Below are 12,771 nucleotides of genomic sequence, written 5' to 3' on the forward strand. Positions count from 1 at the left end.
GGGAGTGCCGGTACTTAAGGAAAACGAATGGTCGGGGATTTTATTTAAACAGCAGTGGACGGGAATGCCGCACATGTAGGAGCCAGGCTTGCCGGCGAAGGCGTCCTTAAGAGCGCCTTCGCCGGCAAGCCTGGCTCCTACAAAAAGCTGGGCAAGCCCTTACCACAAAGGATTCAGAGCTCACGCACTACACGAAACCCCAGCCAGTCGCCGCTGCTGGTGGGCAGGCTGCTGTTGCGATTGCCGGAGCGGGAAAACACCGGTGCTTCGCCCCAGTCGTTGCCGCGCATGACCTGGCGTTTGCAGTTCTGTTCCAGCCACGGGCTGCCGTCGCTGGGCACGCCGACATAGTCTTCGCGGTAGCAGTCGGCGACCCACTCATAAACATTGCCGTGCATGTCGAACACGCCAAAGGCGTTGGCCGGGAAAGTGCCGGCCGGGGAGGTGAAGTTGTAGCCGTCGGCGGCGCCGTAGGTGTTGGCGTTTTTGGAGATCTGGTAGTCGGCGCCTTCATCGAACGCAAACGGGAAAGCCCCGGTGCTGCCGGCGCGGGCGGCGTACTCACGGATCGACTCGCTGGGCATGCGATAGGCATGACCGGTTTTCTTCGACAGCCAGGCGATGTAGCCCTCGGCTTCGGCCACGTTCATGCACACGGCCGGGTGGCGCGCGGTCTGTTTGAAGCTGGGTTTGCCAGCGGTGCAGCGACGGCCCGGCCGATCATCGAAGTCGGCGGGGGTGTTGCCGGTGGCGCGCACGTAGGCGTCCCATTCGCCGGCCAGTACCTGGAAACGACTGATGGCGAAAGGGCGGGTGAAGGTCACTTCATGCAGCGGACCTTCATCGGGTTGGTGGCCAACTTCATCCGCTGGCGTGCCCATGGTGTAGCGGCCGGCGGGCAGCACGACCATTTCCGGACAGTCCTTGCAGTCCTTGAACACCTTGCCGGGAGTTGGCGGGCTTGCGGCCTGGGCCGTACCGGGCAGCAGGCCGGCGAGCAGTGCGGTCAGTGCCAGGGCCGATAGGGTTCGCAGGGCGGAAGGTGGGTGGGACGTATTCATAAGTCGTCTCGGTTAAAGGAAAACGGTGCCTCGCAGCGAAGGTTCACGCGGAGCGCTTTTTGCCCAGCACGTTGATGAAGCGGTCCACCTCGGCTTCGGTATTGAGCAGGCCGGGCGCGGTGCGGATCACCGGGCCGACGTCGCGGCTGACTGCATCGCTGACAATCCGGTTTTGCACCAGGTAAGCAGCCACGGCATCGCCGTCCTGACCCTTGACCCGGAAGAAGCTAAACCCCGCCGAAAACCTCGGGTCGACCGGGGTGACCAGCTCGACACCCGGTTGCTCCAGCAAGCGCTGTTTCAGGTAACTGTTGAGTTGATGGATGCGCGCCTGCACGCCAGCTTTACCCAGTTCCAGGTGCAATTTGAACGCTTCGTCCACGGCCCAGCGATGTTCGAACGCGTGATAGCCACCCGGGGACATGGTGGTGGAAAAGGTCGTGGCTTCGGAGAAGGTCGGCACGCTCGGGCTGACGTACTTGAGCTCTTCACTGCGGCTGCAAACGATGCCGGTGCCGCGAGGGCCGAACATCCATTTGTGGGTGCCGGCAATGAAGAAGTCGCAGTTCATCGCCGGGAAACTCAGGTCTTCCACGCCGAAACCATGCACGCCATCGACCACGTAAATGATCCGGTCCTGGTCGTCGCGCTGGCGATTGTGTTCATCGACGAGTCGGCCGATGTCGCTGATCGGCAGCTTTACGCCACTGCCCGAGTGCACCCAGGTCATGCCCAGCACGCGGGTCTCGGGGCGGATGTTGCGGTTGATGGTGTCCAGCACCTGGTCGGCCGAGATCGACTGTGGCTGCTCGAACAACTGAATCTTGCGCACGCGGGTGCCATCGCGCTGGTTGCGAAAATTCAGGATGTTGTTCGTGGAGTAATGCTCGTGAACCGTGGTGAGGATTTCCTGATCGGGGCGCACCTGCACGCCGCCATAAATCATCGCCAGGCCTTCGGTGGTGCTGCCGGTGAGGGCGATCTGTGTCGGTTTGGCCTGCAAATACCGACCGGCCCAAAGCCGTACGTTTTCTTCGCGCTGGTGGGTCACGCCCAGGTCCCAGTCCATGGCCAGCCCGGGATTCAGGTCCAGCGCGGCACGGTGACGGGCGATGGCCTCGCGCACGGGTTTGGGGTGGGAGGTCACCAGAAAATTGGCGAAGTGGATGTAGTTCGGGTCCTGGTCGAACAACTGACGCAATTGCGCCCATTTGTCCCGGGGCAGGGTTTGCATCTGCGCGGCGGCGACCGGTAAGCCGAGGCTGGCACCCAAAGGCAGGCCGGCGGCGAGGACCCCGGCCTGTTTCAGAAAGGTCCGACGGTCACTCATGGCTTGAGCGGTTCCTGGCGAGAAATCAGCGTGGGCTTCGCGGCTTTTTGCACCTGCTCCCAGACCCGCAGGAAGTTACCGCCCCAGAGCTTGGCGATATCGGCTTCGGAATAACCGCGCTGGATCAATTCGGCGGTGACGTTGCGGATTTCGCCGACATTTTCCCAGCCCTTGATACCGCCACCGTCGTTGAAATCCGAAGCGATGCCGACGTGGTCGATGCCGACCTTGCGCACGGTGTAATCGATGGCGTCCCCGAGGTCCTTGAGCGTGGCCTTGGGCTCTTCTTCGAGAATGGCGTACAGGCCACTGGCGTATTGACCGAGCTTCTGTTCGGACCAGGCGGTGATGATCGGGTCGCCCGGCATCAGTGCCATCGCCAGGTTGGGCAATGGCGGCAGATCGAAACGCGCGCGCAGGGCGTTGAGTTTGTCCTGTGTGCCTTGGGTCAGCGGTTTGAGGTATTGCGAGAAGCCGACCACCTGCACCACGCCACCGCTGTTCTTGATCAACTGCAGCTCTTTGTCGCTGAGGTTGCGCGGGATGTCCACCGCGGCCCGTGGCGCCGAGTGCGAGGCCACCATCGGCGTGCGGCTCAGTTGCGCCACTTGCTCCAGGCCCTTGGTCGACATCTGGGACACATCAATGATCACGCCCAGATCGTTGAGGCGCTGCACCGCCTGTTTGCCGATGTCCGACAACCCGTCGAGGGCATCGGGGGAGTCGTTGAAAAACGGCAGCGGTCGTGACGAATCGGCCCAGCTGTTGTTGCCGATGTAGCTGAAACCGAACATGCGCATGCCGCGAGCGGCCCACAGGTCCAGTTTGCTCAGGTCATTGCCTAGCGGGTAGGCGTTGAGCATGCTGATGAAAATCGCAAACTTGCCTTCGCCGTGCAGGCGTCGGAAGTCGTCGGGGGTGTAGGCGATACCGACTTGATTGGGAAAATCGCGCACCAGGCCGGAGATGATTTTGTAGCGCACTTCCTGCTGGTTGCGCGCTTCTTCGACAAAACCGTCGGTGGGCCTGTGCGGCGCGTTCGGGCCGTTCCACATTTCCGGCCAGCCGAAGACCGTCAGGGCCGCGCCGGACAGTCGGCCGCGGTTGGCCTTGATCAAATCGAACTGGCCGGAACCGTCCTTGTCGGCCTCGTTGCCGTGGGCGCCGAAACTCAGGGGGACGGTGATGTGGCTGTCGAAGGAAAGGATCCGCCCCTGCAGTTCGGTGGCCTGTTTCATGACCTTGACCGGGTAGCCGGGATTGTCCTTGAACCCGTAATCCCAGACCAGCCAGCCTGCGCCGGCACTGATGGCCAGGGCCAGTGGCAGGCCGAGGTACAGGGCCTTTTTCGAATGTGTTTTTGTCATCGCCATCTCAGTCAGGTTCGCCGTTGAGTGCAGGCGCAGGGGCCTTTGCTATCTGGGAAGAACGAGTGACCAACAGAAAAAATTAGTGGCTTGTGCGATTCCCTGTGGCGAGGGAGCTTGCTCCCGCTCGGCTGCGAAGCAGTCGTCAATCCAGCAGACGCGATCTGTCTGAGAAAAATCAGGACCGCTCCGCGCTCCAGCGGGAGCAAGCTCCCTCGCCACAGGAAAGCCCTCTATCCACAGAAAGCCCCCCACAAGGGACTGTCTGGTGCGCTTAAATTTCCCCCCACAACAAACGTTCTAGCTTGGATAAAGCCTGCTTCAAGGCTGACACAGGTAGGGCAATGACGATTTCTCGACGCTGGTTCATGGCGGGCCTGGCGCTCACGAGCGCTGCGGTGCCTGCCGCTTTTTATGCACATCGTGAGCTGACCCGGGAAAAGGAACCGATCACGCCGGGGGAGGCCACGGTCGACCTGGCGAGCACCGCCGGGCAGCAACTGGCCGACAGCTTGCGCGGAATCTGGGACATTCGTTTTGTCGGCAGCGATGCCGGGCTTGAGGGCTTGCCGCAGGACGGGCTGGAGCTGTTTCTCGACATCGCTCATCGCGGGCGAGGGTTGCGCGGTTGCCTGGACACCGGTACTCACCTGCGCGGGGAAGGCCAGCCGTGCTATCAGGTCATCGGCGATCTGGCGCCAGCCAATGGAGCCGAACTGTACTGGCGGTTGATGCGCACTGACGCCCCGCTGGTGGCGCCGGTGTATGAGTTCAAGGCCAAACTCGACGAGGTCTGGGCAGCGTTCGGCAACGCCGGCAGCGGCACGTTCAGCGGCCAGGTGCTGAGCCTGAATCGCCCGTTGGGTTTGCCCGAACTCGACAATCGCTTTATCGCTATCAAGCGCCGGTTTCCCGAAGCGCGGGAGCGCACTGCTCTCAACCCGACATTTCTGGCGTGGCTGGTGTCCCCCGAACATCGATTGTTTCATCAGCTCTGGCACGCTTCCCGGGACAAATGGCACAAGCTCTCGGAGAAAAAACGCGAAGCGTTGCGCGGCATCGGCTGGCAACCCGGCCCACGGGACAACGAACGTGACGCTCGCGGGCCGCGCAAGGACCGCAACGGTTCGGGCATCGATTTCTTCTTCATGCACCGACACATGCTCGGCATCGCTCGGTCCATGCAGGATTTGCCTTCATGGCCGGCGTTCCCCCTGCCGCAACCGGAACTCGAGCGGGATCGCCAGGGCTTCGCGCGCTATTTCGACAATCACGATGGCAATGCCTTGCCGCCGACCTGGTTGACCGAAGGCGACGACGAATACACCCAGTGGGTCAGCGATATCAAAGCCGCAGAGACCTATCACAGCAACTTCCAGGTCTGGGAGTCGCAGTACCGGGATCCGCGTTACCTGTCGAAACTGACCCTCGGCCAGTTCGGCTCGGAGGTCGAGCTGGGCCTGCACGACTGGCTGCACATGCGCTGGGCGTCGGTGGCTCGGGACCCGTCCAACGAAATACCCGTGCCGATGGCTCGGGATCAGGCCGACTTCGCGGCGCGCTGGTATGCCCCGGAAAACGATTTTCTCGGCGATCCGTTTTCGTCCCACGTCAATCCGGTGTTCTGGCGTTTCCACGGCTGGATCGACGATCGCATCGAAGACTGGTTCCGCGCCCATGAACGTTTTCACCCAGGCGAACTGAGCCGCCTGGAGGTCAACGGCGTGCCGTGGTTTGCGCCGGGGCGTTGGGTGGAAGTCGGCGATCCGTGGCTCGGGCCGGACACCCACGGTTGCAGCGCGACCCCGGGTCTGCAGGTGGGGCGTTCGGTGGAGATGGATCCGGAAACCATGAAGCTGGCGTTGCGCATCACCTTTGGCGATGAAGACAACATGAGTGACCTGTTGCGCAAAGTGCCGCGACGGCCGTGGTATGCGCGGCATTTGAAGGTCAAGGGATGGCCGGTTTAGTCGGGTAGACCGCGTTATCGTTCATTCGCGGGCAAGCCTCGCTCCCACAGGATCCGGGCTGAACACAATGTTTGTGTACACGCAGGATTAAGGTGGGAGCGAGCCTGCTCGCGATAGCGATCTCAATGCTCACGCTGAGCTAGAGGATTTGCCAACCCCCACCCAACGCCTTGTACAGCGCAATACTGGCCTGTAACCGCGACAATCTCAGCTGCACATTCAGATCCTGGGCGGCATACAGCGTGCGCTGGGTTTGCAGCACCGTGAGCAGGTCTTCGGCGCCGGCCTGGTAACGGCTCTGGGCGATGTCGAAAGCGGTCTGTGCCTGGCTCAGTTCCTCCCCTTGCCACTGACGTTGTTCGTCCAGCCCGCGAATGCTGTTGAGGGCTTTTTCCACATCGGCGAAGCCATTGATGATTGCCCCGCGATAGGTTTCCAGCAGTTCCTGTTGACGCGCTGTGGCCTTGTCGCGCTCGGCACTGAGGCGGCCATTGTTGAAGACCGGCGCTACCAGCCCCGAGGACAGGTTGTAGAAAGTCGTGCGCAACAGATCCGAGGCCAGGTCGGCGCCGGTGCCCAGGCTGGCGGTGAGCGTCAGCTTGGGCAGCATCGCCGCGCGGGCGACGGTCACATCGGCTCGAGCGGCGGCGAGTTTGGCTTCGGCGCTGGCGATGTCCGGGCGACGGCTCAACAACTCACTGGGCACGCCGCTGGCAATCTCTGGCCAATGCAATTGATCGAACGGCTGCTCCGTCAGCGTCAGTGCCTGCACCGGTTGGCCGAGCAGGGCGGCGAGGGTGATCCGCGCTTCCCGGGCCTGTTGTTGCACCAGTGGCAGTTTGCGTTGCTGTTCGGCCACCAGGCTTTTTTGCTGCGCCAGTTCCAGCGCGGTGGCGCTGCCGGCGTCGTAGCGAGTCTGCACCAATCGCAAAACGTTTTGGGCGTTGGCCAGGTTCAGCTCGGCGATCCGTTGCTGTTCACGCAACGACAAGGCCTGGGTGTAGCTGTTGGCCACGCCGCTTTGCAAGGTCAGTTCCACGGTGGCCCGATCGAACTCGCTGGCCTGCAAGCCGAGCAGGGCACTGTCCCGGGCCGCCCGTTTGCCGCCCCAGAAATCGATTTCGTAACTGGCGCTCAGTTCCGCATCGTAATAATTCAGCGAGCGATTATCAGGGCTGACGTCCAGTTGACTGTAGCCCTTGCCGTGCAGCAAGCGTTGGCGATTGGCGTTGAGGCCAGCCTTGAGTTCGGGCAGCAGCGGGGCGCCGGCGATGGTGGCGCTGGCCTGGGCCTGCCGCACCCGGGCGACGGCGGCGGCCAGATCGTGGCTGCCCACGCTGGCCTGTTCGATCAGGCGATTGAGTTGCGGGCTGCCGAACTGCGTCCACCATTGCCGATTGCTGTGTGCAGCGGCCGCGGTGTTCGGCGATTGCCAGGCGGCGGGTGGTTGCAGGCCGCTGTCGGGGCGCGACGCAGGGGTGCTGCAGGCGGCCAGCAACAGGCTGGCGGCCAGTAGGGTCAGGGGCACTTTCATAGGTCGATCATTCACTGGTAAGGGCTGTGACCGGATCGAGCCGGGCAGCCTTGCGGGCAGGCATGAAGCCGAAGATGACACCGGTGACCAGGGCGCAGCCGAAGGCGCCGAGCACGGCGATCAACTGGAACGCGACCGCGACATTGCCGAGCAGCAGAACGCCACCGACCAGCAGCGCCAGACCGATCCCGGCGATACCGCCGACCACCGAAAGCATCACCGCCTCGGTGAGAAACTGGCGCAGGATGTCGCGCTGACGGGCGCCGGTGGCCATGCGAATACCGATTTCCCGGGTGCGTTCACGCACGGTCATCAGCATGATGTTCATGACGCCGATGCCGCCAACCAATAACGAAATTGCTGCAATCGAACCGAGCATCAATGACAGCGTGCCCTGGGTGCGGGCCTCGGCCTGGATCATGGCGGCGTTGTTGGTCAGTTCGAAATCGCGCTTGCCCTTGTGCTCGCGCAGCATCGTTTGTTCGATTGCCTGCTCGGCCTCCTTGACCTTGCGCGCATCCTTGGCGGCGATCACCACATACTCGGGATTGCGACTGCCAAACAGCCGCACGCTGGCGGCCGAGTAGGGCACGGCGATGCGGTTGTCGCTGTCGGAGTCGCCGGAACTGGAGCCTTTTTCCGCCAGCACGCCGAGCACCTGAAACGGCACGTTTTCGATCAGGATGTACTGGCCAATCGGGTCGGCCAGGTCTTTGAACAGCTTTTCCCTGACCTTGTGGCCGATCACCGCAACGGCGGCAGCACTGTCTTCATCGGCCTGGGTGAAATAGCTACCCTGAACCACCGGCCAATTGAAAATGCTCGGGAAGTTAGTGTCGTTGCCGCCCACATAGGCGGTGTGGTCGGCGTTGCCGAAACGCACGCCGGCCGTCGAGCCGTTGACCGGCATGATCCGCTGCACCTGGGGCAGGTTGGCGAGCGCGGCGACGTCGTTGAGGGTAATGATCCCGGGCGGCGTACGCGGATTGGGCGCGGCGCCGCTGAGGTAAATGATGTTGGAACCGAAGGCGCCCATCTGCGCCATCACCTGCCGCTTGCTGCCTTCGCCCACCGCCAGCATCACCACCACCGACGCAACGCCAATGACAATCCCCAGCAGCGTCAACGCGGTGCGGAAGCGGTTGATCCACATCACGCGCCACGCCGCCTGAACCGCGTCCACCAGTTCGCCTTTCCAGGCGCCATTGGGCTCGCTGCCGGCGCTCAGGCGCTGGCGCAGGTCCACGGCTTGCAGCGCGCCGGGTCGGGCCGTGCGCGGGGCGGCCGAGGGATGTGTGGCGGTGTCGCTGATGATCAGGCCGTCGCGGATTTCGATGACCCGGTTGGCGCGCCTGGCCACTTCGCGGTCGTGGGTGATCAGGATCACCACGTGCCCCTGACTGGCCAGTTCGTCGAGCAGGCTCATGACTTCGGCGCCGCTGTGGCTGTCGAGGGCGCCAGTGGGTTCGTCGGCGAGAATGATGTGGCCGCCGTTCATCAAGGCGCGGGCGATCGACACCCGTTGCTGCTGACCACCGGAAAGCTGATGCGGACGGTTGCCGGTGCGCGAGCCCAGGCCGAGGCGCTCGAGCAGGGCCGCTGCGCGGGCATGGCGTTCGTCCGCCGGGGTGCCGGCATAAATGGCGGGCATTTCGACGTTTTCCTGGGCCGATCCGGACGGGATCAGGTGGTAACCCTGAAACACGAAGCCGAAGGCCTCGCGCCGTAGCCACGCCAGTTCGTCACTGCCCAGACCGGCGACGTTTTCCCCTGCGAACAGGTAGTCGCCGCTGGTGGGGCGGTCGAGGCAGCCGAGGATGTTCATCAGGGTTGATTTGCCGGAGCCGGAAGCGCCGACAATGGCGACAAATTCGCCGGCATGGATCGACAGGTCGATGCCGCGCAGCACTTCCACCACGGGGCTGTCGCCACCGCCGTAGGCTTTGCGGATCTGTCGCAGGTCAATCAGGGGCGTTTGCATTCAGCCTCCGCTGCCGGTGAGCGGGGCGCTCAGCACGTGATCGCCTTCCGCCAGCCCCTCGAGAATCTGCGTGCGTAACCGATCGCTGATCCCGGTGCGAACCTCGCGGCGCTGAACCTCGCCGTTGGCCGCCACCACTTGCGCGATCTGGTGATCCGCCGCGGTGCCGTTTTGCAGGGCGGCGGTGGGCACCGTCAGCACGTTCTGCGCTTGCTGGGCGACGAAAAATACCTGGGCGGTCATGTCGGTCATCAAGGCGTTGTCGGCGTTGTCGACATCCAGCAGCACGGTATAAAGCACCACCCGTTCGCTGCCGCTGCGACCGCTGGTGGGGCTGCCCTGCGACTGTTCGAGCGGGCGCGGCGGCACCGGCAAAATCTGCCGCACGGTGCTGCTCCAGCGCCGGCTGCCACCGCTGAGGGTGGTGAACCAGGCGGTCATGCCGGGTTTGACCTGGCCGATATCGGCCTCGGAAACCTCGGCCCATACGGTCATCGGTGACAATCTTGCAATGCGCAATATCAGCGGCGTCTGTTGTTGGGCATTGAGCGTCTGGCCTTCCCGGGCACCGACGGCGACCACCGTGCCGGACATCGGCGCGTAGATCCGTGTGTAACCGAGCTCTGCTTCATCGCTGCGCAAGCTTGCCTGGGCTTGACGAATCTGCGCCTCGAACATATCGATGCGCGCTTGTCTCGCCCGGACTTCGGCGCGGGCGGTCTGCACATCTTCTTCGCGGGTCGCGCCGCCAGCCTTGAGGTTCTGCTGGCGCTGATACTTTTGTTGCGCCAGGTCGTGCTGGGCGCGCTGCTCTTGCAACTGGGCCTTGAGGTTGTCGATGGAAAAGCGCCCGGCGTCGAGTTTGGCTTTCTGGGTCGAGGGATCGATCTCCACCAGCAATTGGCCTTCCTTGACTTGATCGCCGGCCTCGACATGAATCTTCTGGATCTGCCCGGACGCCTGGGCGCCGACGTCGACATAACGTCGCGGTTGCAGGGTGCCGAGGGCGGTCACGCTGTTTTCGATATCGGCGCGGGTCACGGTGGCGGTGGCAAGTTTTTCACGCCCCGGCGGGATCACTTGCCAGGCGGCCAGGGCTGCGGCGGGGATCAGGCACAGAGCGACAAACAGGGCGCGTCGGGTAGGGCGGGGACGTTTCATGCGGGGTTCCAGCCGGTAGAAATCGGCCCGTCGCTCGGCGTGCGCGGCAGTGACCGGCGCCGCTGAACGCTGTCGGTGGACCGACAGACACGGGAAGCTGTCCTGTAAACGAGAACCCCGAACGGGAATTTAAGCGTTGATACATGGCGTTACAGGACGACAAATGAGGTTATTTCTCAAGTAAATGGATCCAGTGCTTTAAATCTATATGAGAATTACTATAAATTACGCCCCTTGCGCGCTGCCATCATCGTGCCGCCATCTCTTTTATGGCGCACTCTTTATGGCACAGATTGGCCCAAGAACCGGGAGTCATGTTGGAAAACTACTATCGCGAGCTGGTGTATTTCCTGAACGCCAAGCTAGGCAACCGTCAGGTGGCTGAAGATGTGGTGCATGACGCTTATCTGCGGGTGCTGGAGCGTTCCAGTGACACGCCGATCGAACAACCCCGGGCGTTTCTTTATCGCACCGCGCTCAATCTGGTAATCGACGACCACCGACGCAATGCCTTGCGGCAGGTCGAATCCCTGGACGTGCTCGACAGCGAAGAACGCTACTTCACGCCATCCCCCCACAACAGCCTTGATCACGGCCAGCGCCTGGACATGCTTCAGCGCGCACTGGCGGAGTTGCCAAAGCTGTGTCGCGAGAGTTTTCTTTTGCGCAAGATCGACGGCTTGTCGCACCCGCAAATCGCCGAGCACCTGGGGATTTCCCGGGCGCTGGTGGAAAAGCACATCGTCAATGCCATGAAGCATTGTCGGGTGCGCATGCGCCAGTGGGACGCCCATTGATCGGCACCGTTTAATCAGGCCTCGTTAAATTTTTTTTCATTGTCCTCGTTCCTATTCAACAGACGATCTGCTGCCGCACAAGGCTGGTCAGGTCACCCAGGCTTTATCCCCGCTGGTCCGGGGTTCATCCAGAGGACACTGGAAATGACACAGGCAATTGCATCGCCCATCGTTCACGACCTGATCGGCGTCGGTTTCGGCCCTTCGAACCTGGCTCTGGCCATCGCCCTGCAAGAGCGCGGGCCGAGCCAGGGCGAGCTGGATGTGCTGTTTCTCGACAAGCAGGCGGACTACCGCTGGCACGGCAACACCCTGGTCACCCAGAGCGAACTGCAGATTTCCTTCCTCAAGGACCTGGTGACGCTGCGTAACCCGACCAGCCCGTATTCTTTCGTCAATTACCTCAAGCACCACGGTCGTCTGGTGGACTTCATCAACCTTGGCACCTTCTATCCGTGCCGCATGGAGTACAACGACTACCTGCGCTGGGTCGCCGGGCAATTTACCGAGCAGAGCCGCTATGGCGAGGAAGTGTTGGCCATCGAGCCAGTGCTGCACCACCAGCAGGTCGAAGCACTGCGAGTGATCTCGCGTGATACGCAAGGTCAGCAGCATGTGCGCACCACTCGTTCGGTAGTGGTCAGCGCCGGCGGTACACCGCGCATTCCCGAAGCGTTCAAGGCACTGAAGGATGACGGCCGGGTGTTCCATCATTCCCAGTACCTGGAGCGCATGGCCAGGCAGCCGTGCGTCAACAACCAACCGATGAACATTGCGATCATCGGCGGCGGGCAGAGTGCGGCGGAAGCCTTCATCGACCTGAACGACAGCTTCCCGTCGGTGCAGGTGGACATGATCCTGCGTGGCTCGGCCCTGAAGCCGGCCGATGACAGCCCCTTCGTCAACGAAGTGTTCTCGCCGGAGTTCACCGACCTGGTGTTCCAGCAGGCCAGCAGCGAACGCGAGCGTCTGGTCAACGAGTACCACAACACCAACTATTCGGTGGTGGACATCGACCTGATCGAACGCATCTACGGCATCTTCTACCGGCAGAAAGTCTCGGGCATCGCGCGCCATGCGTTCCGTACCCTGACCACCGTCGAAAAAGCCACCGCCACCGAGCGCGGCATCGAGCTGACGGTGCGCAACAATGCCACCGGCGAAGTCACGGTTCGCCATTACGACGCCGTGGTGCTGGCCACCGGTTACGAGCGCCAGATGCACCGCAAATTGCTGGCTCCGCTGGAGCAATACCTGGGCGATTTCGAGGTCGATCGCCACTACAAACTGATCACCGACGAGCGTTGCAAGGCCGGCATCTACATGCAGGGTTTCTGCCAGGCCAGCCACGGCTTGAGCGACACCTTGCTGTCGATCCTGCCGATCCGCGCCGATGAAATTGCCGGCTCGCTGTATGACCATGGCAAGTCGCGTGGGCATGGGCGGTCGGTGATGGATTTGTTGTTGGCCACAGCGAGCTGAGATCTTCGGCGTCTGTGAGGCCGCCTTCGCGAGCAAGCCCGCTCCCACATGGGACCTGTGTTCGCAGGACTAATGTGGGAGCGGGCTT

Annotated in this window: 9 protein-coding genes; 3 read left to right on the forward strand and 6 right to left on the reverse strand. The window is 62.5% G+C overall.

From position 1 onward, the window contains the following. Nucleotides 1–173: 173 nt before the first annotated feature. Genes KW837_RS26180 through pvdM form a run of 3 tightly spaced genes read right to left on the reverse strand, consistent with a single transcriptional unit; the run spans nt 174 to nt 3,758 of the window. Nucleotides 174–1,061 (reverse strand): formylglycine-generating enzyme family protein, encoded by an 888-nt coding sequence (locus KW837_RS26180; RefSeq protein ID WP_218399048.1) that lies wholly within the window; start codon nt 1,059–1,061, stop codon nt 174–176. A 43-nt stretch (nt 1,062–1,104) separates the two neighbouring features. Next, on the reverse strand, nt 1,105–2,391 hold the full coding sequence (locus tag KW837_RS26185; RefSeq protein ID WP_218399049.1) for an aminotransferase class V-fold PLP-dependent enzyme: 1,287 nt from the start codon (nt 2,389–2,391) through the stop codon (nt 1,105–1,107). Next, nucleotides 2,388–3,758, reverse strand: a complete 1,371-nt coding sequence (pvdM, locus tag KW837_RS26190; protein WP_218399050.1) for a pyoverdine-tailoring dipeptidase-like protein PvdM — start codon at nt 3,756–3,758, stop codon at nt 2,388–2,390. The genes KW837_RS26185 and pvdM overlap by 4 nt, the downstream gene beginning before the upstream one ends. Nucleotides 3,759–4,102: 344 nt before the next feature. Here pvdM and KW837_RS26195 point away from each other — a divergent pair, with 344 nt between their 5' ends. Beyond that, nucleotides 4,103–5,728, forward strand: a complete 1,626-nt coding sequence (locus KW837_RS26195) for a PvdJ/PvdD/PvdP-like protein (protein ID WP_218399051.1) — start codon at nt 4,103–4,105, stop codon at nt 5,726–5,728. A gap of 139 nt (nt 5,729–5,867) precedes the next feature. Here KW837_RS26195 and KW837_RS26200 read toward each other — a convergent pair whose 3' ends face one another. From KW837_RS26200 to KW837_RS26210, 3 genes are read right to left on the reverse strand one after another with little or no spacing between them, the layout of a single operon-like run. Beyond that, entirely contained in the window at nt 5,868–7,262 is a 1,395-nt protein-coding gene (locus tag KW837_RS26200; RefSeq protein WP_218399052.1) for an efflux transporter outer membrane subunit, read from the reverse strand. Between the two features lie 7 nt (nt 7,263–7,269). Further along, the gene (locus KW837_RS26205; protein ID WP_218399053.1) at nt 7,270–9,243 is read right to left on the reverse strand and encodes a MacB family efflux pump subunit; all 1,974 of its coding nucleotides are present in this window, start codon (nt 9,241–9,243) and stop codon (nt 7,270–7,272) included. Beyond that, on the reverse strand, nt 9,244–10,404 hold the full coding sequence (locus KW837_RS26210; RefSeq protein ID WP_218399054.1) for an efflux RND transporter periplasmic adaptor subunit: 1,161 nt from the start codon (nt 10,402–10,404) through the stop codon (nt 9,244–9,246). A gap of 314 nt (nt 10,405–10,718) precedes the next feature. On the opposite strand from KW837_RS26210, the gene KW837_RS26215 reads away from it, so the two are divergent. Continuing rightward, a complete protein-coding gene (locus tag KW837_RS26215; protein ID WP_192343244.1) occupies nt 10,719–11,201 on the forward strand; it encodes a sigma-70 family RNA polymerase sigma factor in 483 nt (160 codons plus the stop codon). Nucleotides 11,202–11,345: 144 nt separating this feature from the next. Further along, a complete protein-coding gene (locus KW837_RS26220; RefSeq protein WP_218399055.1) occupies nt 11,346–12,683 on the forward strand; it encodes a lysine N(6)-hydroxylase/L-ornithine N(5)-oxygenase family protein in 1,338 nt (445 codons plus the stop codon). Nucleotides 12,684–12,771 lie beyond the last annotated feature (88 nt).

The sequence above is a fragment of the Pseudomonas sp. PDM24 genome, from assembly GCF_019218905.1.
Lineage (GTDB): Bacteria > Pseudomonadota > Gammaproteobacteria > Pseudomonadales > Pseudomonadaceae > Aquipseudomonas.